21 protein-coding genes are annotated in these 21,929 nt (G+C 67.4%); 14 read left to right on the forward strand and 7 right to left on the reverse strand.

Features of this window, described 5'->3' with window-relative positions:
• The first annotated feature begins 211 nt into the window (after positions 1–211).
• Genes AC07YZ_RS05535 through AC07YZ_RS05550 form a run of 4 tightly spaced genes read left to right on the forward strand, consistent with a single transcriptional unit; the run spans position 212 to position 4,175 of the window.
• Positions 212–841, forward strand: coding sequence for a DUF3305 domain-containing protein (locus AC07YZ_RS05535; RefSeq protein WP_494794042.1), 630 nt, complete (start codon positions 212–214; stop codon positions 839–841).
• A 2-nt stretch (positions 842–843) separates the two neighbouring features.
• Positions 844–1,494 carry a DUF3306 domain-containing protein gene (locus AC07YZ_RS05540; protein ID WP_494794043.1) on the forward strand — a complete coding sequence of 217 codons (651 nt, stop codon included), beginning with the start codon at positions 844–846 and terminating at the stop codon, positions 1,492–1,494.
• The gene (locus tag AC07YZ_RS05545) at positions 1,454–3,529 is read left to right on the forward strand and encodes a 4Fe-4S binding protein (protein ID WP_494794554.1); all 2,076 of its coding nucleotides are present in this window, start codon (positions 1,454–1,456) and stop codon (positions 3,527–3,529) included. The genes AC07YZ_RS05540 and AC07YZ_RS05545 overlap by 41 nt, the downstream gene beginning before the upstream one ends.
• A gap of 28 nt (positions 3,530–3,557) precedes the next feature.
• Entirely contained in the window at positions 3,558–4,175 is a 618-nt protein-coding gene (locus tag AC07YZ_RS05550) for a TorD/DmsD family molecular chaperone (protein WP_494794044.1), read from the forward strand.
• A 25-nt stretch (positions 4,176–4,200) separates the two neighbouring features.
• On the opposite strand, the gene AC07YZ_RS05555 is transcribed toward AC07YZ_RS05550, so the two are convergent.
• From AC07YZ_RS05555 to AC07YZ_RS05580, 6 genes are all read right to left on the reverse strand, one after another.
• Complete coding sequence (locus AC07YZ_RS05555) at positions 4,201–4,986, reverse strand: hypothetical protein (protein WP_494794045.1); 786 nt, start codon at positions 4,984–4,986, stop codon at positions 4,201–4,203.
• Between the two features lie 60 nt (positions 4,987–5,046).
• A complete protein-coding gene (locus AC07YZ_RS05560; protein WP_494794046.1) occupies positions 5,047–5,499 on the reverse strand; it encodes a hypothetical protein in 453 nt (150 codons plus the stop codon).
• A 66-nt stretch (positions 5,500–5,565) separates the two neighbouring features.
• Positions 5,566–5,871 (reverse strand): addiction module antidote protein, encoded by a 306-nt coding sequence (locus tag AC07YZ_RS05565; protein WP_291189538.1) that lies wholly within the window; start codon positions 5,869–5,871, stop codon positions 5,566–5,568.
• On the reverse strand, positions 5,868–6,170 hold the full coding sequence (locus AC07YZ_RS05570) for a type II toxin-antitoxin system RelE/ParE family toxin (RefSeq protein ID WP_494794047.1): 303 nt from the start codon (positions 6,168–6,170) through the stop codon (positions 5,868–5,870). Before AC07YZ_RS05570 ends, AC07YZ_RS05565 begins: the two co-directional genes overlap by 4 nt.
• Before the next feature lie 30 nt (positions 6,171–6,200).
• A complete protein-coding gene (locus AC07YZ_RS05575; RefSeq protein WP_494794048.1) occupies positions 6,201–8,342 on the reverse strand; it encodes a sensor histidine kinase in 2,142 nt (713 codons plus the stop codon).
• Between the two features lie 142 nt (positions 8,343–8,484).
• Positions 8,485–9,846: a sigma-54-dependent transcriptional regulator gene (locus tag AC07YZ_RS05580; protein WP_494794049.1), complete on the reverse strand. Its 1,362-nt coding sequence runs from the start codon at positions 9,844–9,846 to the stop codon at positions 8,485–8,487.
• Positions 9,847–10,341: 495 nt separating this feature from the next.
• Here AC07YZ_RS05580 and AC07YZ_RS05585 point away from each other — a divergent pair, with 495 nt between their 5' ends.
• The 10 genes from AC07YZ_RS05585 (at position 10,342) to AC07YZ_RS05630 (ending at position 21,249) form a co-directional block, all read left to right on the forward strand.
• Entirely contained in the window at positions 10,342–10,569 is a 228-nt protein-coding gene (locus tag AC07YZ_RS05585; protein ID WP_494794050.1) for a formate dehydrogenase, read from the forward strand.
• A 17-nt stretch (positions 10,570–10,586) separates the two neighbouring features.
• A complete protein-coding gene (locus tag AC07YZ_RS05590) occupies positions 10,587–13,553 on the forward strand; it encodes a formate dehydrogenase subunit alpha (RefSeq protein ID WP_494794051.1) in 2,967 nt (988 codons plus the stop codon).
• 97 nt (positions 13,554–13,650) lie between these two features.
• Complete coding sequence (gene fdh3B, locus AC07YZ_RS05595; protein ID WP_068173913.1) at positions 13,651–14,253, forward strand: formate dehydrogenase FDH3 subunit beta; 603 nt, start codon at positions 13,651–13,653, stop codon at positions 14,251–14,253.
• Positions 14,250–14,504, forward strand: coding sequence for a hypothetical protein (locus tag AC07YZ_RS05600; protein ID WP_494794052.1), 255 nt, complete (start codon positions 14,250–14,252; stop codon positions 14,502–14,504). The genes fdh3B and AC07YZ_RS05600 overlap by 4 nt, the downstream gene beginning before the upstream one ends.
• A gap of 10 nt (positions 14,505–14,514) precedes the next feature.
• On the forward strand, positions 14,515–15,741 hold the full coding sequence (locus tag AC07YZ_RS05605) for a formate dehydrogenase subunit gamma (protein WP_494794053.1): 1,227 nt from the start codon (positions 14,515–14,517) through the stop codon (positions 15,739–15,741).
• 22 nt (positions 15,742–15,763) lie between these two features.
• Positions 15,764–16,093, forward strand: a complete 330-nt coding sequence (locus tag AC07YZ_RS05610) for a hypothetical protein (RefSeq protein ID WP_494794054.1) — start codon at positions 15,764–15,766, stop codon at positions 16,091–16,093.
• Between the two features lie 155 nt (positions 16,094–16,248).
• On the forward strand, positions 16,249–17,163 hold the full coding sequence (locus AC07YZ_RS05615) for a formate dehydrogenase accessory sulfurtransferase FdhD (protein ID WP_494794055.1): 915 nt from the start codon (positions 16,249–16,251) through the stop codon (positions 17,161–17,163).
• Positions 17,164–17,284: 121 nt separating this feature from the next.
• Positions 17,285–17,917: a uracil phosphoribosyltransferase gene (gene upp / locus AC07YZ_RS05620; RefSeq protein WP_068173916.1), complete on the forward strand. Its 633-nt coding sequence runs from the start codon at positions 17,285–17,287 to the stop codon at positions 17,915–17,917.
• A 325-nt stretch (positions 17,918–18,242) separates the two neighbouring features.
• Positions 18,243–20,789, forward strand: a complete 2,547-nt coding sequence (locus AC07YZ_RS05625) for an ABC transporter permease (protein ID WP_494794056.1) — start codon at positions 18,243–18,245, stop codon at positions 20,787–20,789.
• A 46-nt stretch (positions 20,790–20,835) separates the two neighbouring features.
• Entirely contained in the window at positions 20,836–21,249 is a 414-nt protein-coding gene (locus AC07YZ_RS05630; protein WP_226494113.1) for a group II truncated hemoglobin, read from the forward strand.
• Between the two features lie 27 nt (positions 21,250–21,276).
• On the opposite strand, the gene AC07YZ_RS05635 is transcribed toward AC07YZ_RS05630, so the two are convergent.
• Positions 21,277–21,912: a Smr/MutS family protein gene (locus tag AC07YZ_RS05635; RefSeq protein WP_494794057.1), complete on the reverse strand. Its 636-nt coding sequence runs from the start codon at positions 21,910–21,912 to the stop codon at positions 21,277–21,279.
• Positions 21,913–21,929: the final 17 nt, after the last annotated feature.

Below are 21,929 nucleotides of genomic sequence, written 5' to 3' on the forward strand. Positions count from 1 at the left end.
CTGCGCGATGTGGCGACCCAGGCCGGGTTGAGCTGGGAGCAGATCGGCGCGGCGCTCAGGCGCGAGGGGCGGCTGCATCTGGAAACCTATTGAAAGACTGAGCGACGCGGCACCGGGCTTCGGGTTTTCCCTTGCAAAACACGCCCGGGGGTGGGGCGAACCCCGTTGGCCCTCTGGAGCGGCGGGGGATGGCTTACATTGCGGGCTACGTATGACAACTGAACATACCTTGTCCGCCGCTGCGCAGCGCCCCGCCATCGAGGTGGACGTGGTCATGCGCCGCGAACCGGTCAGTGGTCCCATGAGCCGCTGGCAAGCCTGGCGCTGGGTGCTGGCCGACGTGCTGCTGCACAGCAGCCCCGAAGAAGCCGCCGCGAGCACGCCCGCCGCGTCGCACGAGCCGCAGGCGGTGGAGCCGGTCGAGGGCGCGGCGGAGCACCCCGGCACGCACTGGCTGTTCCCGCGCTTTCGTGTGGAGCTGTTCCGCGACGATGCCGAAGGCTATTTCCTGAACCTGAACAGCCCCAGCCCCTGTTTCTGGGTGGTCTGGCGCCCCGACGACGAACGCCTGCTGGACGGCGAACCCATGGCCGTGCCGCAGACCGTCACGCTGAGCTACCACGACGCCGGGCGTTGGCTCGATGCGCAGGAGCGGGTGGAGCAGGTGGCGGCCCCGGACGCCGTGACCGACTGGCTGCGCGGCTTCGTGGACGCGACCTACCAACCCGAGCCCAAGCGCCGCCAGCGGCCGCAGAGCTTCCAGCCCCTGACGGACCGCTTCGGCCAGCCGGTGCGCATCAGCACCGAGAAGCTCCGTGGCGGTGGGCACTCCGGGCAGTGAGCATGGCAGCCGAAGACGACAGCAACTTCTTCTCGCGCTGGTCGCGCCGCAAGGTGCAGGTGCGCAGCGGCATTCCCTTGCCGCCCGAGCCACCGGCGCAGCCCGTGGCCCCGGTGGCGGTGGTGGCTGCGACGCCCGTGGCGGCTCCGGTGGTTCCGGCCGCGCCGGCACCCGAAGATGCGCCCGCCGAACCCCCGCCCACACCCACGCTGGAAGACGTGGCCCGCCTGTCGCTGGACGGTGACTTCAAGCCTTTCGTGGCGCGCGGCGTACCGGCCGAGGTGCGCAACGCCGCGGTGAAAAAGCTCTTCACCGATCCGCGTTACAACGTGATGGACGGGCTCGACATCTACATCGACGACTATTCGAAACCCAGCCCGCTGTCCGCCGCCGAAATGGCCAAGATGGTCGGCGCGCAGTTCCTGAAACTGGTCGACGACCCCAACGAAGTGAAAACCCCGGCGGCGTCTGCTCCCGTTGCCGCCGCCGAAGAACACGCCGCAGCGCCCGAAGAGGCCCAGGCTCCCCAGGCCGATGCGCCCGAACAGGTCGCCCAGCCGGACCAACCAGAACCCCACGATGACCACGCTGATCTGCAACTGCAACCAGACCATGCCGCTGAACCCCAAGGCCCTGGGCGAGGCGCTGGATGAAGACCTGACGCTGCACACCACGCTCTGCCGCCGCGACGCGCCCGCCTTCCAGAAGGCCTGCCGCAGCGGCGACGATCTGGTGGTGGCCTGCACGCAGGAAAGCCGGCTGTTCACCGAACTCTCGGAGCAGACCGAAGGCGCCGTGTCGCTCGACGTGCGGCCGATCCGGTTCGTGAACATCCGCGAAACCGGCGGCTGGGGCCGCGAGGCCGCGCAGTCCACACCGAAGATGGCGGCGCTGCTCACCGCGGCGCGCCTGCCCGACGCCGAGCCCGTGCCCACCGTGACCTACCGCAGCGAAGGGCGGCTGCTGGTGATCGGCGCGCTGGAAGACGCCGAACGCGCCGCGGACCTGGTGGCCGACGCGCTGGACGTGACCATCATGGCCACCGGCGGCGCCGGCATGCAGGCACGCCGCTACCCGGTGATCGCGGGCGAGCTGCCGCAGGTGCGCGGCTGGCTCGGCGCCTTTGAAGTGCAGTGGCGCACCAGCAACCCGATCGACCTGGACCTGTGCACGCGCTGCAACGCCTGCATCGCGGCCTGCCCGGAAGACGCGATCGGCCTGGACTACCAGATCGACATGGACCGCTGCCGCTCGCACCGCGCCTGCGTGAAGGCCTGTGAGGCCGCGGGCGCCATCAACTTCCAGCGCGAACCGCAGAGCCGCAGCGAAAACTTCGACCTGGTGCTGGACCTGCGCAAAGCGCCGGCCTTCACGCAGCACGCCCTGCCGCAGGGCTACACGCACCTGCCCGGTGGTCTGAACGATGCCGCGGCCCTGCAGGCGCTGATTCGCCTGCGCGACCTGGTGGGCGAGTTCGAGAAACCGAAGTTCTTCACCTACAAACAGAAGCTCTGCGCGCACGGCCGCAACGAGCAAGTGGGCTGCAACGCCTGCGTCGACATCTGCTCGGCCTCGGCCATCAGCAGCGACCTGAAAAGAAACCAGATCGTCGTCAACCCCAACCTCTGCGTGGGCTGCGGCACCTGCACCACCGTTTGCCCCACCGGCGCGCTGAGCTACGCCTACCCGCGCGCCAGCGAGCAGGGCGTGAAGCTGCGCACCCTGCTGGCCACCTACGCCAAAGCCGGCGGAAAGGACGCCGCCCTGCTGTTGCACAGCCAGGAAGCCGGCGCGGCGCTGATCGGCGACCTGGGCCGGGCCGCCGCGCTGGACAAGTCGGTGCGCGGCGTGCCCGCGCGCGTGATCCCGCTGCCGCTGTGGCACACCGCGTCCATCGGGCTGGACGTCTGGCTCACCGCCTTGGCCTACGGCGCCTCGCAGGTCTGGGTGCTGATGACGGGCGAAGAAGCGCCGCAGTACCGCGACGCCGTGCGCGAGCAGATGGCGGTGGCGCAGGCCATCGTCAGCGGCCTGGGCTACACGGGACAACACTTCAAGCTGATCGAGGCCCGCGACGCGCGCGACCTGATGGCGCTGGACGCCGAACTTGGCGCGGCACCGGCCCAGGGCGTGACGCGTCGCGCCAGCTTCGCGGTGCAGGCCGAGAAGCGCGCCACGGTGGAACTGGCGCTCGACCACCTGGTGCAGGACAGCAGCACGCGTGCGCGCACCGCCGACGTCATCGAACTGCCCGCGGCCTCGCTGCTGGGCAGCATCACCGTCAACAAGGACAGCTGCACGCTGTGCCTGAGCTGCGTGAGCGCCTGCCCGGCCAGCGCGCTGCAAGACAACGCCGAGCGCCCGCAGCTGCGCTTCATCGAAAAGAACTGCGTGCAGTGCGGCCTGTGCGAAAAGACCTGCCCGGAAAACGCCATCACCCTGCAGCCGCGCCTGCTGCTCACCGAGCAGCGCAAACAGCTGCGCGTGCTCAACGAGGCGCAGCCCTACCAGTGCATCCGCTGCGGCAAACCCTTCGGCACCTTGAAGGGCATCGAAGTCATGCTCACCAAGCTCTCGGGCCACGCCATGTTCCAGGGCCAGGCGCTGGAGCGCCTGAAAATGTGCGGCGACTGCCGCGTGGTGGACATCTATTCGAACCCGGGCGAGACCAAGATCACCGATCTTTGAAGCCCTTTAGCGATTGCCCGAAGCTGCCATGAACGATTCCATTCCCGTCTCCTCCGCCCTCGACGAAGAAACCGCCCGCGCCGAGGTGTACGGCCTGCTGGCCGCGCTGTTCTACGCGCCGCCCACGCCCGAGCTGCTGGCCCAGCTGCGTGTGGCCGTGACCGAAGCGCCCGCGCCCGGCGGCTTTCTGGAAGAACCCTGGCGCCAGTTCGTGGGCAGCGCGCGCGAACTGAGCGACCAGCAGGTGGCCGACGAATACGACGCGCTGTTCGGCGGCGTCGGCAAGCCCGAGGTCTATCTGTTTGGCTCGTACTACCTCAGCGGCTTCCTCAACGAAAAGCCCCTGGCCGCGCTGCGCGGCGACCTGGCCGCCCTGGGCTTGACGCGCGACGAGACCATGAACGAAACCGAGGACCACTTCGCCTGCGTCTGCGAAGTCATGCGCTACCTGATCGCCGGCGACGACATGGAAGTGGCCAACCTCACCCAGCAGCAGAAGTTCTTCGGCGCCCACGTGCAGAGCTGGGCTCCGGCCCTGTGCGACGCCATCGCTGCGCACCCCAAGGCGCGCTTTTACGCCGCGCTGGCGGGGTTTGCGGCGGCGTTCGTCAGTGTGGAGACGCAGGGGTTTGATTTGATGGGGTGATGGACATCGAGGTCGCGAGAGAACGCTAGGAAGTACCTCGCGCGGTAGCAAAGGTACCTTTTGCGATTCGCTTCTTTGCTGAAGGGGTGGTAGGCCGAGCGGTCGCGGCTGGAGAATTTCCCACTCCCGTTGCTCCTTGCCAGATCAGCTTGTTCTTCGCAGATTTCAAGCTCCAAGTTCCCGAGTGCATGCCAACGACGATATTGAGTCTGTATGAAGTCTCCATCGCGGCAATCATCTTGAGGTGTAGCGCCCGGGCTGTGCCACCAACGAACAAGGTGGGCGCGAGGTGCCCTTTGGACGCCGTAGCGACCTCGGTGCCGTTCGGATACCAACTGTGCGCCGTGACCAGCATGCCGACGAAGCTCACCATCAGTTCAGGAAAAGGATTCATCGACTTGCATTCGTGCGCAGCTACCACTCGGTCGCTTTTGACTGAAAAGAGTTTGCGTTTCCCCGCCGCAAAGTCTGCGTTGATGGCTGCGTCGATGGTGGAGTCCTTCAGCAGCACCAAGATGTCAGGGGTGAACCGGATGTCTGATGCCACGTGGGACTCAACGCGGACCTGCTGCCTTACTTCGAATTCACCGTCCTGGCCACTGAGGGATACGTACGAGAAGTTGGCGGGGTTCCCGGAGGGAGAGGTCAGGTATCGGTACTCGTTTTCCTTCAGGTTCTCGAGCGTCAGTGAGTAGCCTTGCCGCTTGTAGAAGCGCAGAAGCGAATGCAGGCACGCGATCTCGAAGGCCGCTGAGAGTTGCCGCTCAGTTTTGCCGAGCAAGAGTTGGTGATTGGCAGCGAACTTCGTCATGAGATTCTCGGCCGTCGCGAGCCAAGCGGGAGCTGCGGGGGATGACTTAGTCGCCAAGACTCAGCCTCGGTCCGTGCGCTCGAATGACGCGATGGCAAACACCACATCCCCACAAGTGTTCGAATGAAGCCAACTGCGTTGCAGCTTGAGCTCATCGACCATCAAGAAAAAGTCCTTCATCGCAACTCTCACGCTGCCAGCCGTCCTTTGACTAAACGACTCAGTGCCATGTCTGACAGGAACGGTGCTGCCGAGTCCCTCGGGACCTTCTTTGGCTGCTGCTTGGACCGGTCCCAAGACCTGCTGGTATACGCTGTTCAGGACGAAGAGGAACTGTAGGCGTTCGTCACTCCATCCATGCCTCCGTATGAAGCTGACGTTCTTGTCATCGCGCTTGTTCAGAAAGTCCAGTTCCCGTTCCATCGCTTCAATGCGGCGTAATACGCTGCGGCGCACTCGTCCATCAAGTGAATGGAGCACGGGGTTTGCAATACGTTGAACTGAAGGCATCATTTTTGTCACTCCTGGTCGTGAATTGGAGACGGAACAAACACAGTTCCGCACTCGTCACGACCGACTTCAAGCAGAAACGGGCTGTACGCCTAACCGAACCCCCAGCGCCCGAGCCACCTTGACCACGGTATCGAAGCGCGGCTTGGCTCCCGGCGTCAGCGCTTTGTAGAGACTCTCGCGACCCAGCCCGGCATCTTTGGCGACCTGGGCCATGCCCCGTGCGCGGGCCACGTCGCCGAGCGCGAGCAGCAGCAGGTCGGTGTCGCCGGTTTCGAGGACGGCGTTCATGTACTCGGCGATCGCCGCGTCATCGCTCAGGTACCGCGCTGCATCGAACGGGACCAGTTTGGATTTCATCTTGGTGGTGCTCATGGTTCCAACTCCAATTGCGTCAGGAGCTTCTTCGCTCTCTTGATGTCCCTGGCCTGTGTTGATTTGTCACCGCCTGCCAGCATGACGATGAGGATGTTCTGTCGTCGTGTGAAGTAGAGGCGGTAGCCTGGGCCAACATCCACACGCATCTCTGACAAGCCTTCACCCACCGATTTCCAGTCGCCCAGGCTGCCCGCTTCGGCCAAGCGCAGGCGGGCCGCGATCCGAACCTGTGCCTTCAGGTCCTTGAGGGCATCGAGCCAGTCGCGGAAGTCTTCGGTCTGGAGAACGGTGAACACGGTACGATCGTATCCAATTGGATACGAAAGTCAAGCTGTTCCGGTCTGCTTACTTGGAGCAAAGTCCCCAACCCCAGGCCGCCCATCCCGCGTGCTCACAGCCTCCGGCGCCTGCGGCTCCGTCAGCAGGCGCACGCTGAACACCGCGCCGCTCTGGCCGTCTTCGCGGTTGGCGGCGGTGATGCTGCCGCCGTAGCGCTCCACCAGCCCCAGGCTGATCCACAGGCCCAGGCCGTTGCCGTCGTTCCGGGTGGTGAAGAAGGGGCGGAACAGGCGTTCGGCCACGCCGGGCGCCAGGCCAGTGCCCGAGTCCTCCACGCGCAGCACGGCGCCGCCGGCGCCGTGTTCGTCGGTCCAGTCTTGTGTGCGCAGGCGCAGCACACCCCCCTCGGGCATGGCCTGGATGGCGTTGATCAGCAGGTTGATGATGACCTGCTGCAGCTCCTGGCGGTTGAAGCCCACGCGCTGCGTGGCCTGTGGTTCGCGCACCACCTCGATGCGGGTTTGCGCCAGCAGGTGCGCCACCAGCACCAGGCAGTCGTCCACCGTGCGGTTGAGGTCCAGGTTTTCCACGTAGCCCGCGTATTCGGTGGGGCGCGCGTATTGCAGCAACTGCGTGACGATGATGCGCATGCGCTCGACCTGTTCGTCGAGCAGCCTGAGCTCGCCGCGCACCGGCAGGCTGGCCTCGCCCAGGGTCTCGCGCATCAGGTCCAGGTTGCCCTGCATCACGGCGATGGGGTTGTTGATCTCGTGCGCGATGCTGGCCGTGAGCTGGCCGATGGCCGCCAGCTTTTCGCTCTTGACGAGTTGCTGCTGCGCCAGTTGCAGCGAGGCGTTGCTCGCTTCGAGCTCGCGCGTGCGCTCGGCCACCTTGCCGTCGAGCTCTTCACCCCAGCGCTGCAGCGCGCGCGTCTTGTCGTCGATCACGTCGAGCAACTGGTCCAGGTGGCCGGCGAGCGCGCCGAGCTCGTCGCGCGCGCGCAGCGGGCCCACGCGCGCGCTGGCCTGGCCGGCTTGCACCCGCTGCATGGTGCGGTTCATGCGCTGGACGGGCCGAAAAATGCTGCGCGCCCAGCGCACGGAGAACAGCGCCGAAAGCGCCATCACCAGCAGGAAGATCAGGCCGATGGCACCGAGCATGGCATAGCGCACCAGCCGGAACGGGGCCTCGAGGTAGCCCACGTAGAGCATGCCGATGCGCTGGCCGCGCACGTCTTGCAGCGGCTCGTAGGCCGAGACGTACCAGTCGTTGACCACGAAGGCGCGGTCCAGCCAGGTCAGGCCCTGGCCCAGCACGGCCTCGCGCACGGTCTGCGAGACCCGTGTGCCGATGGCGCGCTGGTCCTGGAACAGGCGCACGTTGGTGGTGATGCGTACGTCGTCGAGAAACAGCGTGGCCGTGCCCTGGCTGTCGAAGGGCAGCGAGCCGTCGGGGTAGACGATGCGGTTGATGTGGTCGATGAAGCCGAGGTTCTGGTTGAGCAGCAGGCCACCGGTCAGCAGTGCGATGGTGCGGCCCGCGCCGTCGCGCACCGGCAGGGTGGACAGCACCACCATGGCGCGGTCTTCGACCGTGCGTGTGCTCGGCGCGGCGTTGCGCGTGGGCACCACCGGCAGCCGCACGCGCGCCAACAGGTGGGGCGCCAGCGCGGCCAGCGCCTGCGGGTCGAGCAGCAGCAACCGGGCCTGGGCCCGTTGCCGGTTGTCTTGCAGCGAGTCGCGCAGGGCGGCGGGCATGGCCGCCAGGGGCGCGGCGGCATCGCTGGCGCTCAGGCCGGCGGGCAGGGCGCGCGCGAGCGGCTGGCCCTGAGGCTGGTAGAGCACCAGAAAGTCCAGGCCGAGGCGTGCGCGGGCCTGGTCCAGCTGGGCGGGGAGGGCGCTGCGGCCGTCGGGCGCGGGCGCCTGCAGGGCGGCGAAGAGAGCCTGCGAGCTGGCCACCCCTTGCGTGCCCGAGCCCACCTCGATCAGCACCTGATCGAAATAGCCGCGCGCCACGGCCAGGTCGCTGCGCACCTTGGTGATGAGCAGGCGGTCGTAGGCCACGTTGCCCCAGAGGGCGAGTGCCAGCACCAGCAGCGGGAACGCCACCAGCAGCGGCAGCAACGCCATGGCCAGCAGCTTGTTGCGCACCGAGGTGGCGAGCCAGCGGGGCGTGCGCCAGAGCGTCATGCTGCTGGGCGCGCACAGCGCGGCGGGGCTGGGCCATCTCCGGCGCGAAGTGCCCTAACCGGGAACCCGGCGGAACCGGCTTTGCCGGGCCGCACCGCGTTGCCCCCTTGAGGGGGTCGTGCGAAGCGCGGCGGGGGTGCCTTCACAAGTGATTCCATTCGGCCACGCGGCGTTCCAGCGTGCGGCGCGACACGCCCAGCAGCCGGGCCGCGCGCGTCTTGTCGCCTTGCACCGAGTCGAGCACCGAGAGAATGTGCTGCTTCTCCAGCGTGTGCAGGTCGGTGGGCCTGGGGTCGGTGGACGCGTTCTGCCGCGGGGCCTCGCCCGGGTAGAGCGCCGACACGTTGAGCGTGCCCAGGATCAGGGAGCGCTCGATCAGGTTGCGCAGCTCGCGCACGTTGCCGGGCCAGTCGTACTGCCGCAGGAAGTCCATTTCCGCATCGCTGATGCGCAGCGGCGCCACGCCCAGCGAGGGTGCGAGCTGGTCCATGAAGTGGGCGATCAGCGCGGCGATGTCTTCCTTGTGTTCGCGCAGCGGGGGCAGGGTGAGGTCCACCACCTGCAGGCGGAAATACAGGTCTTTGCGGAAGCGGCCGGCGGCCACTTCGTCGGCCAGGCGGCGGTTGGTGGCGGCCATGATGCGCAGGTTCACCGGCATCAACTGTTCGCTGCCCACCGGGCGGATCTTCAGGTCTTCGATGGCGCGCAGCAGCGTGGCCTGGATGGGCAGCGGCAGGTCGGCGATCTCGTCCAGAAACAGGGTGCCGCCCTGCGCGTAGTGGAACAGACCGTCGCGCGCGCGGGTGGCGCCGCTGAAGGCGCCGCGCGCGTGGCCGAACAGCTCGCTCTCGATCAGCTCGGGCGAGACGGCGGCGCAGTTCAGCGGCACGAAGGGGCCGCTGGCGCGTGGGCTGCGGGCGTGCAACTCGCGCGCCACCAGCTCCTTGCCGGTGCCCGACTCGCCCTGCAGCAGCACGGTGCTGTTGAACGGCGCGACCCGGCCGATGGATGCGCGCAGCCCCTGCATGGCGGGCGACTGGCCGATCAGGGCGTGGCCCAGCCCCGGCGCACTGGCGACGGCGCGCCGCAACACGAAGTTCTCGCGGCGCAGGCGCGAGCGCTCGACACAGTGTTTCACCGCGTTGAGAATCTGCGGCACACGAAACGGCTTGAGAATGAAGTCGGACGCGCCGGCGCGCAGCGCCTCGATGGCGGTGTCCAGATCGGCGAAGGCGGTGATCAGGATCACCTCGCCGTTGAAGCCCGATTCGCGCAGTTCCTTGAGCCAGGTCACACCGCTTTTGCCGGGCAGGGAGATGTCGAGAATGATCAGGTCCACGTGGTGGCCGCGCAGCCACTCGGCGCCTTCTTCGGCGCTGCCGGCGCTCATCACGAAGTGACAGCGTGGCGCCAGCGTCTTGACCAGGAAGTTGAGCATGCCCTGTTCGTCGTCGACGATCAGGATCGACCAGTCGGGCCAGCCCTCGAGGCTTTTCTCGGGCATTGACGGAAAGAAGTTGGGTTCCACCCGGCGGCATTCTACGGATGAAGCCTACAAGATCAGTTGGGTATTCACGCGATTCCGACGGTCCCGCGGGGTGACCGCAGAAGCTCCGCTCAACCCAGGTTGCGACAAGTTGTCGCGCCTGTGCATGACAGCCTGACGCAGGCGGCGATGCGGTGGCGTTCGGGGGCATCAGGGTTATCCCGTGCGGCTGTGGTGCCGAAGCCCGGGCACGCAGAAGGATGCGGCCCGCTGTCCCTGTGTTGGAAAATAAGTGAGTACTTATGGCACGCTTTTGGCTATCAAAACGGAAGCGGCACCTCGTGCTGCAACGTGGCAAGAGGGCGAGAGCCCCGGTCCGTTGCAAATCCATGTCGCCAATGGAAAGTCTTTCTTGCACACCCCTGTAACGGGGGGTAAATTCCACGTATGCAAAAAGTCCGCAAGTGATGCCGTGTGGCGTTTGAGGGGCTTTTGTTCAACCAGGAGACATGCATGAGCAAGCCCCTTTCCGACCCTCGCGAGGGCCGCCCCGGCCTGAACCGCCGCACCTTGTTTGCGGGTGCCTCCACCGTCGGGGCCCTGGCCGCCGCGGCCACCCTGATCCCGCGTGCCCAGCCCACCGCTGTGACCCCCGCCGAGCCCCGCCCGGCGCCCGAAAAGGGTGGCGGCTACAGCTTGTCGGACCACGTCAAGCAGTACTACAAGACCACCCAGATCTGAGCCAGCAGGAGAACCCCATGTTGCTGACCAAAAAAACATCCACCACCGGCGCCCAGGGCGGCCGTGCGCACAGCGCCTTCGTCCACAGCCTGCAGCGGGGCCTGTCGGCCGCGCTGCCCACCATGGACCGCCGCGGTTTCCTGCACCGCTCCGGCCTTGGGGTCGGTGTGGGCCTGGCCGCCACGCAGCTCACGCTGGTGAAGAAGGCCAAGGCCGCCGAAGGTGGCTCCACCGACGGCTCGGGCAAGATCGAGGTCAAGCGCACCGTCTGCACCCACTGCTCGGTGGGCTGCGCGACCGACGCCATCGTGGAAAACGGCGTCTGGGTGCGCCAGGAGCCGGTGTTCGACTCCCCCATCAACCTCGGCGCTCACTGCGCCAAGGGGGCCGCCCTGCGCGAACACGGCCACGGCGAGTACCGCCTGCGCTACCCGATGAAGCTGGTCAATGGCAAGTACCAGCGCATCAGCTGGGACACCGCGCTGGAGGAAATCACCGCCAAGATGAAAGAACTGCGCGAGGCCAGCGGCCCCGACTCGGTGTACTTCGTCGGCTCCTCCAAGCACAACAACGAGCAGGCCTACCTGCTGCGCAAGTTCGTGAGCTTCTGGGGCACCAACAACTGCGACCACCAGGCGCGCATCTGCCACTCCACCACGGTGGCCGGCGTCGCGAACACCTGGGGTTACGGTGCGATGACCAACTCGTACAACGACATGCAGAACAGCAAGTGCGCGTTGTACATCGGCTCAAACGCCGCCGAGGCGCACCCGGTGTCCATGTTGCACATGCTGCACGCCAAGGAAAACGGCTGCAAGATGATCGTGGTGGACCCGCGCTTCACCCGCACGGCGGCCAAGGCCGACGAGTACGTGCGCATCCGCTCGGGCACCGACATCCCCTTCCTGTTCGGTCTGCTGCACCACATCTTCAAGAACGGCTGGGAAGATAAAAAGTACATCAACGACCGTGTCTACGGCATGGACAAGGTGCGTGAAGACGTGCTGGCCAAGTGGACGCCGGACAAGGTCGAAGAGGCCTGCGGCGTGCCGGAAGCGCAGATGGCCAAGGTGGCGAAGATGCTGGCCGAGGCCAAGCCCGCCACCATCGTCTGGTGCATGGGCCAGACCCAGCACACCATCGGCAACGCCATGGTGCGTGCCTCGTGCATCCTGCAGCTGGCGCTGGGCAACGTGGGCAAGAGCGGTGGCGGCACCAACATCTTCCGCGGCCACGACAACGTGCAGGGCGCGACCGACGTCGGCCCCAACCCCGATTCGCTGCCGGGCTACTACGGCCTGGCGGCCGGCTCGTGGAAACACTTCGCCAAGGTCTGGGGCGTGGAGTACGACTGGATCAAGGCCAAGTACGCCGAAGGCATGATGGAAAAGCCCGGCATCACGGTCTCGCGCTGGATCGACGGCGTGATGGAAAACAACGAGCTGATCGACCAGGGCCCGAACCTGCGCGGCATCTTCTTCTGGGGCCATGCGCCCAACTCGCAGACGCGGGGCCTGGAGATGAAGCGCGCGATGGACAAGCTCGACCTGCTGGTGGTGGTGGACCCGTACCCCTCGGCCACGGCGTCGATGGCGGCCATGCCCGGCAAGCCCGAAGACCTCAACCCGAACCGCGCGGTGTACCTGCTGCCGGCGGCCACGCAGTTCGAAACCAGCGGCTCGTGCACCGCGTCGAACCGCTCGCTGCAGTGGCGCGAGAAGGTCATCGACCCGCTGTGGGAGAGCCGCAGCGATCACATGATCATGCACCAGTTCGCCGAAAAACTGGGCTTTGGCGCCGAGCTGTCCAAGAACTACAAGATGCAGAAGATCAAGGGCCTGGACGAGCCCGTGCCCGAAGACATCCTGCGTGAGATCAACGCTTCGGTCTGGACCATCGGCTACACCGGCCAGAGCCCGGAGCGCCTGAAGGCGCACATGCGCAACATGGGCGCCTTCGATGTGAAGTCGCTCAAGTGCAAGGGCAAGGTGGTGGACAAGGAAACCGGCTACGACATGAGCGGGGACTACTTCGGTCTGCCCTGGCCGTGTTATGGCAGCGCCGCCATCAAGCACCCGGGCTCGCCCAACCTGTACGACACCTCCAAACACGTGATGGAAGGCGGCGGCAACTTCCGCGCCAACTTCGGCGTGGAACGCGAGGGCGTGAGCCTGCTGGCCGAAGACGGTTCCCACTCGCTGGGCGCCGAGATCACCACCGGCTACCCCGAGTTCGACCACGTGCTGCTCAAGAAGCTGGGCTGGTGGGACGACCTCACCGAGGCCGAGAAGACCGCCGCCGAGGGCAAGAACTGGAAGACCGACCTGTCCGGCGGCATCCAGCGCGTGACCATGGCGCACGGCTGCCACCCGTTCGGCAACGCCAAGGCCCGTGCCGTGGTGTGGAACTTCCCCGACGGGATTCCCCAGCACCGCGAGCCCATCTACGGCACGCGCCCCGATCTGGTGGCCAAGTACCCCAGCCACGACGACCAGAAGAACCGCTGGCGCCTGCCGGTGCTCTACAAGTCGCTGCAGCAGAAGAACGTGGACGACAAGGTCTACGAGAAATTCCCGCTGATCATGACCAGCGGGCGCTTGGTCGAGTACGAGGGCGGTGGCGAGGAAACCCGCTCCAATCCCTGGCTGGCCGAGCTGCAGCAAGAGATGTTCGTGGAACTCAACCCGGCGGCTGCGGCGTCGCGCGGTATCCGCAATGGCGAGCGCGTGTGGGTGAGCACCCCCACCGGCGCACGCATCAACGTGCAGGCCCTGGTGACCGAACGGGTGGGGCCGGACACGGTGTTCCTGCCGTTCCACTTCTCCGGTCGCTGGCAGGGCGAGGACATGAAGCCCTACTACCCGGATGGCGCATTCCCCGTGGTGCGTGGTGAGGCGGTCAACACCGCCACCACCTACGGTTACGACATCGTCACCATGATGCAAGAGACCAAGACGACGGTCTGCAACATCGAGAAAGCATGACCCCCACGCTTTTCACTTCGTGTAATGCGCTGCCCCCCGAGGGGGCGCGTTTTCCCTTGGGGCGGCCCGGCGGGAAAACCACCGTTAAGGAGACACCATGGCAAGAATGAAATTCATCTGTGACGCCGAGCGTTGCATCGAGTGCAACGGCTGCGTCACGGCCTGCAAGAACGAGCACGAGGTGCCCTGGGGTGTGAACCGCCGCCGCGTGGTCACCCTCAACGACGGCGTGCCGGGCGAAAAGTCGATCTCGGTGGCCTGCATGCACTGCAGCGACGCGCCCTGTATGGCGGTCTGCCCGGTCAACTGCTTCTACCGCACCGACGAGGGCGTGGTGCTGCACGACAAGGACGTCTGCATCGGCTGCGGCTACTGCTCCTACGCCTGTCCGTTCGGCGCACCGCAGTTCCCCTCGCAGGGCACGTTTGGCGTGCGCGGCAAGATGGACAAATGCACCTTCTGCGCCGGTGGCCCGGAAGAGCACGGCAGCCAGGACGAGTTCGAGAAGTACGGCCGCAACCGCCTGGCCGAAGGCAAGCTGCCGGCCTGCGCCGAGATGTGCTCGACCAAGGCCCTGATCGCCGGCGACGGCGACGTGGTGGCCGACATCTTCCGCACCCGGGTGCTGCGCCGTGGCAAGGGCGCCGAAGTCTGGGGCTGGGGCACCGCCTACGGTACGGCTCAGGAGACCAAGTCATGATGAACACCACCACGATGATCCGTCTGCTGGCCCTGTCGGGTGTCTTGGCACTGGGTGCCTGCGGCGAAAAACCGCAGGACATGACCGCAAGCGGCGTCAAGCAGGACGACGCGCCCTACCAGGGCGTGGGCGACAGCCAGTACGCCCAGGCCGGCTGGAAGGCCGGCGACAAGGGCAGCTGGGAGCAGCAGCTCAAGGCCCGTGCCCAGTACGGCCAGAACGACTACACCCGCATGGGCGCCAAGCCTTGAAGGGACAGCCATGAACCGGCACCCGATCCTGAACCCCGCGACCTGGCGTGGCTGGGGCGTCGCCGCTCTGCTGGCGCTCGGCACCAGCTGGGCCGCGGCCCAAACCGCCCAGACCCCACCCGTGCCCGACGATCCGGCACCACCCGCTGCGCAGTCCGCGCCCGCGGCCGTGGGCGGCATCAAGAGCGCCAACATCTTCGAGATCGCGCCCGACGCGAGCAAGGACCCGGACTACGCGAACCAGACCAACGCGCAGCGCCGCCAGGTGCAGCCGGGCAACAACGCGCCGATGTGGCGCGATGTGGGCAAGGGCGTCACCGGCTACAGCAGCCTGCCGCTGAGCCAGGCGCCCGAGGCCGGCAACCTGATCCAGTCCTTCGTGCAGTACCCGGGTTCGCGCCTGACCACCGCCGGTGAAGCCTGGCGTCAGGTGCGCAACGACTGGCTGATCCCCTATGGCGGCTCGCTGCTGTTCATCGTGTTGCTGGCCCTGGCCATCTTCTACCTGACCAAGGGGCCGCTGGGCGGCCACCTGAAGGACACCGGGCGCAAGATCGAGCGCTTCACGCCTTTCGAGCGCGCCGCCCACTGGTCGAACGCGATCGCCTTCGTGGTGCTGGCCATCTCCGGCATCGTGATGGCCTTCGGCAAGTTCTTCATCCTGCCGGTGATCGGCAGCACGCTGTTTGGCTGGCTCACGTTCGCGCTGAAGAACGCGCACAACTTCATGGGCCCGCTGTTCGCCGTGTCGCTGCTGATCGTGGTGGTGACCTTCATCAAGGACAACATCGCCAACGCGGCTGACTTCGTCTGGCTGAGCAAGGCGGGGGGCATGCTGGGCGACAAGGAAGTGCCTTCGCACCGCTTCAACGCCGGCGAGAAGGGCCTGTTCTGGTGGGGCGTGACCATTCCCGGCATCGTGGTGGTGGGCTCCGGCCTGTTCCTCGACAAGCTGCTGCCGGGCATGCTGTACCTGCGCGGTGACATGCAGATCGCGCACATGCTGCACATCGTGGGCGCGCTGATCATGATGGCGCTGATCATGGGCCACATCTACATGGGCACGGTCGGCGTGAAGGGCGCGTACGGCGCCATGCGCACCGGCTATGTGGACGAAGCCTGGGCCAAGGAACACCACGAGCTCTGGTACGACGACGTCAAGGCCGGCAAGATACCGGCCCAGCGCAGCCAGCCAACGCCGCCGGCGCCCGCTGCCGACGCGGTGGCCAAGGCCTGAACCCCATCCGAGGACATTTGCCATGAAACGAATCCTGCTGATCTCCCTGCTGCTCGCCGGATCGGCCAGCGTGATGGCCAAGCTGCCCGCACCGGTGCTGGACGACGCGGCCAAAGCCAAGGCCGAGGAAGCCAAGGCCAAGACCGCGCACGCGGGCAAGGTCGACGCCTACAAGCTCTGCCTGTCCATGGACCGTGCCGCGGCCAACTATTTCAAGACCGCGTCCACCGCGGGCAAAACCGTCAAACCGGCCCAGACGGCACCGGCCTGTACCGATCCGGGGCCGTTCGTACCGGCCGCGGGTGCGGCGCCAGCGCCTGCCCCGGCCGCCGCCGCTCCCCAGAAATCCTGATGCCTCACGCCGCTGGGGCCACCGGTACAGAAGAGGCCCGTTGGGCCTTTTTTGTTGGTGCTGCGCGCCCGGGCGGCCCCGGCTGCGCCAGGGCCTTTGCCCGTGGCGTCATACTTTGAACCCCGCCCACCATGCCAACGAGCCTGCTCGAACCCATGTCCCCGCCTGAAGCCCTGCGCGCCGCGTCCACCGATGCGAAGCCGCGTCCCGCGCGCTTGCCGCAGCTCACCCACGCCCGGGCGCCGTTGACGCAGGAGGTGACCGTGCTCAACGAGTACGGGCAGCGCAGCCAGGTGTCGATCCCGGCAGAGCGCGATCTCACGGTGTACGTCGACAAGCGTGAGCTGGTCACGCTCATGACGCTGGGCGCCCACCCGGAGTGGCTGGTGCTCGGTTATCTGTTGAACCAGCGACTGGTCCGCTCGGTGGACGAAGTCGAGTCCATCACGGTGGACTGGGACGTGGGCAGCGCCGCGGTCAAGACACGGCACGGCATCGACCGCATCGAAGAGCGCACCGCCCGGCGCGTCGTCACCACGGGCTGCGGCCAGGGCAGCGTGTTTGGTCACCTGATGGACGAGATCGACAACATCCACCTGCCCGAGGCCGCGGTGCTGCGCCAGTCGCAGCTCTACGGCATCGTGAACGCGATCCGGCTCAAGGAGAGCACCTACAAGTCGGCCGGCTCGGTGCACGCCTGCGCGCTGTTCCGCGGCGAAGAACTGCAGCTGTTCGTGGAAGACGTGGGGCGCCACAACGCGGTGGACACCATCGCGGGCTGGATGTCCCTCGAAGACCCGTCCCTGGCCCGCAGCGCCGACAAGGTGTTCTACACCACCGGTCGTCTCACCAGCGAGATGGTCATCAAGTCGGCGCAGATGGGCGTCGCGGTGGTGGTTTCGCGCAGCGGCATCACGCAGATGGGGCTGGAAGTGGCGCAGCGCGTGGGCCTGTGTGCCATCGGGCGCGCCACCAACAAGCGTTTCCTCTGCTACGCCAACCCCCAGCGCCTGCTGCTCGACGCTGTGCCGCCACCCGCCCCTGTGGCGAGCCCCTCCACAGCGGCCTGACCTCCGCCGTCCCGCCCCCGGGGTGCCCGCGAACGGGCATAAACTTGGCCGGTTCACGGGTCCGCGCGCGCCTTGGCCGGCGGCCTCCCGCCATGTCCCCCTGTTTTCTGAAAGCCCGCAGATGAGCCGAGAAGTCCACGTCATTGACCACCCCCTGGTCCAGCACAAGCTCACGCTGATGCGCCGCAAGGACACCAGTACCAAGAGTTTTCGCGAACTGGTGCACGAGCTGTCGGCCCTGCTGGCGTACGAGATCACGCGCGAGATGCCCATGCAGGAGATCGAGATCGAGACCCCGCTGGAGAAAATGACCTCGCGCGTCATCGATGGCAAGAAGGTCGTGTTGGCCTCCATCCTGCGCGCGGGCAACGGTTTCCTCGACGGCATGCTGCAGGTCATCCCCGGCGCCCGCGTCGGTCACATCGGCCTGTACCGCGACCCGGCCACGCTGCAGGCGGTGGAGTACTACTTCAAGATGCCGCAGGGCATGGAAGAGCGCGACGTGATCGTGCTCGACCCCATGCTGGCCACCGGCAACTCGGCGGTGGCGGCGGTGGACCGGCTCAAGCAGACCCACCCGCGTTCCATCCGTTTTGTCTGCCTCGTGACCTGCCCCCAGGGCATCAAGACCTTCCACGACCACCACCCGGACGTGCCGATCTACACCCCGGCGGTGGACCGCGGCCTGAACGAGCATGGCTACATCGTGCCGGGCCTGGGCGACGCGGGCGACCGGATTTTCGGCACGAAGTAGGACCACCCCCATCGCTGGCTCACTGCGTGTAGCCAGCTCCGCCCCTCAAGGGGCAACGCGAGCGGCCTGGCAAAGCCAGATCCGCCGCGTTCTGGGCTCAGGCCCGCGCGCCGGACATGACTTGCTCTGCCTCGTTCCGGGTTTTGCGCATCGCGCTCCGGTGGCCTCACTCGGCGCGCCGTGGCTCTACTCCCTCTCCCCCGCCCCCTGGGAGAGGGCTGGGGTGAGGGCCGGGAGTGCGAAGCTCTTCGGTCGGCCATTCGTTGCGTTCCATCCCAAACCGCACGACGCTGCGCGGTTGATCGGCTTGCGTTAAGGTCGCGGCATGGCCGTCGCTCCTGCTTCCCTTTCTGTCTCCTTCTGGTCCCTCGGCTGGCGCTCGCTCTGGCGCGACTGGCGCGCGGGTGAGTTGCGGCTCTTGCTGCTGGCCGTGACGCTGGCGGTGGCCGCGCTCACGGCGGTGGGTTTTTTTGCCGACCGGCTGCAGGGCGGCCTGGCGCGCGACGCGCGGGCGTTGATCGGTGGCGACGCGGTGCTCAGCAGCGACAACGCCACGCCGCCGGCGTTTCAGCAGCAGGCGAAAGCGCAGGGGCTGCAGACCACGCAGACCCTGGGCTTCCCCACCATGGGCCGGGCCCGCGACGAAGAGGGCGGCGCGGCGCGCCTGGTGGCGCTCAAGGCCGTGGGTGAGGGTTATCCGCTGCGCGGCAGCCTGCGGGTGGCCGAGGCTCCGCTGGGCCCCGATGCCGCCACCCGCGAGATCCCCGCGCCCGGCACCGCCTGGGTGGACGCGGCGCTGCTGGTGGCGCTGGATCTTTCCGTGGGCCAGCCGCTGCTGCTGGGCGATGCCCAGCTGCGCGTCACCCGCGTGATCGTGGTGGAGCCTGACCGGGGCGCGGGCTTCATGAGCTTTGCACCGCGCGTCATGATCAACACCGCCGATCTGCCGGCCACCGGCCTGGTGCAGCCGGCGAGCCGGCTCACCTACCGCCTGGCCGTGGCCGGCAGCGACCCCGCCGTGAAACGGTTTGTCGATTGGGCGCAGGCCCAGATCGAGCAACCCGGGGTGCGGGGTCTGCGCCTGGAGTCGCTCGAAGGCGGGCGGCCCGAGATGCAGCGCACGCTGGAGCGGGCCGAAAAATTCCTCAACCTGGTGGCCTTGCTGGCCGCGCTGCTGTGCGCGGTGGCGGTGGCGATCGCCGCGCGCGGCTTCGCTCAGCGCCACCTGGACGACTGCGCCATGTTGCGCGTGCTGGGGCTGTCGCAGGGCAGCATGGCCCGCGCCTACACCTTCGAGTTCGCGCTGGTCGGCCTGTTCGCCAGCGCGCTGGGGGTGTTCTTGGGCTATGTCGTTCACCACGGCTTCGTGTTGCTCTTGGCGGGCCTGGTGGACGCCTCCTTGCCCGCGCCCGGTCCCGCCCCGGTGCTGCTGGGCCTGGGCATGGGCCTCACGCTCATGATGGCCTTTGGCCTGCCGCCGGTGCTGCAACTGGCCAAGGTGCCGCCGCTGCGCGTGATCAGGCGCGACGTGGGGCAGCTCAAGCCGGCTTCGTTGGCGGTGCTGGGTCTGGGCGTGGCGGGGTTTGCCGCCTTGCTGCTGGCCGCCAGTCGCGACCTGCTGCTCGGCGCGATCGCGGTGGGCGGCTTTGCCGGGGCCGTGCTGCTGTTCGCGCTGGCCAGCTACGCGGCGGTGCGCCTGCTGCGCGCCAGTGTCAACGAGGCCACCGCGCCGCGCGCCCTGGTCATGGCCACGCGCCAGCTCTCGGCGCGCCCGGCCTACGCGGTGGTGCAGATCAGCGCGCTGGCCGTGGGCCTGCTGGCGCTGGTGCTGCTGGTGCTGCTGCGCACCGACCTCATCGCCAGCTGGCGCAACGCCACGCCGCCCGACGCGCCGAACCGCTTTGTCATCAACGTGCAGCCCGACCAAGGCGAGGCCTTTCAGCAGGCGCTGCGCCAAGCGGGTGTGCGGCGCTTCGATTGGTACCCCATGATCCGGGGCCGGCTGGTCAGCATCAACGGCAAGGCGATCAGCCCCGACGACTTCACCAGCGACCGCGCGCAGCGCCTGGTGGACCGCGAGTTCAACCTGTCCCACTCCGCTACCTTGCCCGAACACAACCCGGTGGTGGCGGGCCGCTGGCAGGAGAACGAAGCCGACGCGCTGAGCGTGGAAGAAGGTCTGGCCGAGGAACTGGGGCTCAAGCTGGGTGATCGGCTGGGCTTCGACATCGCCGGGCAGGTCAGCGAGGGCCGCATCACCAGTCTGCGCAAGGTGGACTGGGGTTCGATGCGGGTCAACTTCTTCGTGGTGTTTCCGGTGGCCCAGGTGCCCGATGCGCCGGTGAGCTTCATCAGCGCCTTCCGCGCACCCGATGCCGATCTCCAGTTCGACAACGCGCTGGTGCGCCAGTTTCCCAACATCACCAACGTCGACATGAGCCAGACCATTGCCCAGGTGCAGCGTGTGCTGGGCCAGGTGATCGGTGCGGTGGAGTTCCTGTTTGCATTCACGCTCGCGGCCGGTCTGGTGGTGCTGCTCGCCGCCATCACCGCTACGCGCGGCGAGCGCGAGCGCGAGTTCGCCATCCTGCGCGCGGTGGGCGCCGGTTCGGCCTTGCTGCGCCAGGTGCAGCGCATCGAGTTGCTCGGCGTGGGCCTGCTCGCGGGCTTCCTGGCCTCGGTGGTGGCGGTGGTGGTGGGCTGGGCGCTGGCCCGGTTCGTGTTCGAGTTCACCTGGACCGCCTCGCTCTGGGTGCCGCTGGCCGGCAGCCTGGCCGGCGCCGTGCTGGCCCTGCTGGCTGGCTGGTGGGGGCTGCGCAGCGTGCTCAAGACGCCGGTGGTGGAGACCCTTCGCCGTGCTGCATCCGTTTGACCAGCCCCACGCTGGCACTTGATCAAACCACTTCCGTTCGCTTCCCATGACGTCATCCGAGACCGCTGTACCACCCTCCACCCCGTTCGAATGGATCGGCGGCGAAACCCGCGTGCGCGCACTGGTGGACCGCTTCTACGACCTGATGGACATCGAGCCCGGCTACCGCGAACTGCGCGCGAGCCATGGCAGCACGCTGGACGATGCGCGCCAGAAGCTGTTCTGGTTTCTCTGCGGCTGGCTGGGCGGCCCCTCGCACTACGAAGACCGCTTCGGCCACCCGCGCCTGCGCCAGCGCCACATGCCGTTTTCCATCGGCGTCGTCGAACGCGACCAGTGGCTGGCCTGCATGGATCAGGCCATGGCCGAGACGGGCGTGCCCGAAGACCTGCGCACCCGATTGAAGGACAGCTTCTTCAAGACCGCCGACTGGATGCGCAACCGCCCCGGGAGTGTTTGATCGGGGGGTGTCGGTTGAGGGCGCCGTTCAGGCGGGCCGCAGCAACACCACCAGCGCCCCGGCGCCACCCTCGGCCGGCCGCGCCTGCACGAAGGCCAGCACCTCGTTCTTCTGCACCAGCCAGCGTTGCACCCGGCCCTTGAGCACCGGCGTGCGGCCCGGCGAGCCCAGGCCCTTGCCGTGCACCACGCGCACGCAGCGCAGACCCTGCTGTTGCGCTTCGCGGATGAAGCGGCCCAGCGCTTCGCGGGCCTCGTCGACGCGCAGGCCGTGCAGGTCGATCTGGCGCTGGATGCTCCAGCGGCCCTCGCGCAGTTTGCGCGTCACGTCCGGCCCCAGGCCGGGGCGGCGAAAGCTCAGCTGGTCGTCGGTGTGCAGCAGGGTTTCGACGTCGAAGTCGTCCGACAGCGCCTCGCGCATCACGGAGGCTTCGTCCAGCTGGCGCTGGCGGGGCGCCGGTTCCACGGGCCTCGGCGGGTGGTGCACGCGCCGGGCGGAAATCAGGGGCCGCACCGGGCCCACCGCCAGTTCAAACAAACGCGTCTCCCGGTCCACCCGCTGCTGCCGCAGGCGCTCGGCCTCGCGCGCCGCGGCCTCGGCAGCCGCCCGCTGGGCGATCAGCTTCTGCAGCGTCTTGAGTTCGGCGAGCGAGCGCAGTTTCATGGTGGCGCGATTTTCGC

This window comes from Hydrogenophaga sp. GW101-3F08, from assembly GCF_059424585.1.

Coding starts and splice junctions, on each gene's coding strand:
- AC07YZ_RS05585 (WP_494794050.1), top strand. CDS start 10,342: ATGAGCAAGCCCCTTTCCGACCCTCGCGAGGGCCGCCCCGGCCTGAAC.
- AC07YZ_RS05615 (WP_494794055.1), top strand. CDS start 16,249: ATGTCCCCGCCTGAAGCCCTGCGCGCCGCGTCCACCGATGCGAAGCCG.
- AC07YZ_RS05600 (WP_494794052.1), top strand. CDS start 14,250: ATGATGAACACCACCACGATGATCCGTCTGCTGGCCCTGTCGGGTGTC.
- AC07YZ_RS05540 (WP_494794043.1), top strand. CDS start 844: ATGGCAGCCGAAGACGACAGCAACTTCTTCTCGCGCTGGTCGCGCCGC.
- AC07YZ_RS05560 (WP_494794046.1), bottom strand. CDS start 5,499: ATGATGCCTTCAGTTCAACGTATTGCAAACCCCGTGCTCCATTCACTT.
- AC07YZ_RS05575 (WP_494794048.1), bottom strand. CDS start 8,342: ATGACGCTCTGGCGCACGCCCCGCTGGCTCGCCACCTCGGTGCGCAAC.
- AC07YZ_RS05580 (WP_494794049.1), bottom strand. CDS start 9,846: ATGCCCGAGAAAAGCCTCGAGGGCTGGCCCGACTGGTCGATCCTGATC.
- AC07YZ_RS05545 (WP_494794554.1), top strand. CDS start 1,454: ATGCCGCTGAACCCCAAGGCCCTGGGCGAGGCGCTGGATGAAGACCTG.
- AC07YZ_RS05635 (WP_494794057.1), bottom strand. CDS start 21,912: ATGAAACTGCGCTCGCTCGCCGAACTCAAGACGCTGCAGAAGCTGATC.
- AC07YZ_RS05555 (WP_494794045.1), bottom strand. CDS start 4,986: ATGACGAAGTTCGCTGCCAATCACCAACTCTTGCTCGGCAAAACTGAG.
- AC07YZ_RS05625 (WP_494794056.1), top strand. CDS start 18,243: ATGGCCGTCGCTCCTGCTTCCCTTTCTGTCTCCTTCTGGTCCCTCGGC.
- AC07YZ_RS05590 (WP_494794051.1), top strand. CDS start 10,587: ATGTTGCTGACCAAAAAAACATCCACCACCGGCGCCCAGGGCGGCCGT.
- fdh3B (WP_068173913.1), top strand. CDS start 13,651: ATGGCAAGAATGAAATTCATCTGTGACGCCGAGCGTTGCATCGAGTGC.
- AC07YZ_RS05605 (WP_494794053.1), top strand. CDS start 14,515: ATGAACCGGCACCCGATCCTGAACCCCGCGACCTGGCGTGGCTGGGGC.
- AC07YZ_RS05535 (WP_494794042.1), top strand. CDS start 212: ATGACAACTGAACATACCTTGTCCGCCGCTGCGCAGCGCCCCGCCATC.
- AC07YZ_RS05565 (WP_291189538.1), bottom strand. CDS start 5,871: ATGAGCACCACCAAGATGAAATCCAAACTGGTCCCGTTCGATGCAGCG.
- AC07YZ_RS05550 (WP_494794044.1), top strand. CDS start 3,558: ATGAACGATTCCATTCCCGTCTCCTCCGCCCTCGACGAAGAAACCGCC.
- AC07YZ_RS05610 (WP_494794054.1), top strand. CDS start 15,764: ATGAAACGAATCCTGCTGATCTCCCTGCTGCTCGCCGGATCGGCCAGC.
- upp (WP_068173916.1), top strand. CDS start 17,285: ATGAGCCGAGAAGTCCACGTCATTGACCACCCCCTGGTCCAGCACAAG.
- AC07YZ_RS05630 (WP_226494113.1), top strand. CDS start 20,836: ATGACGTCATCCGAGACCGCTGTACCACCCTCCACCCCGTTCGAATGG.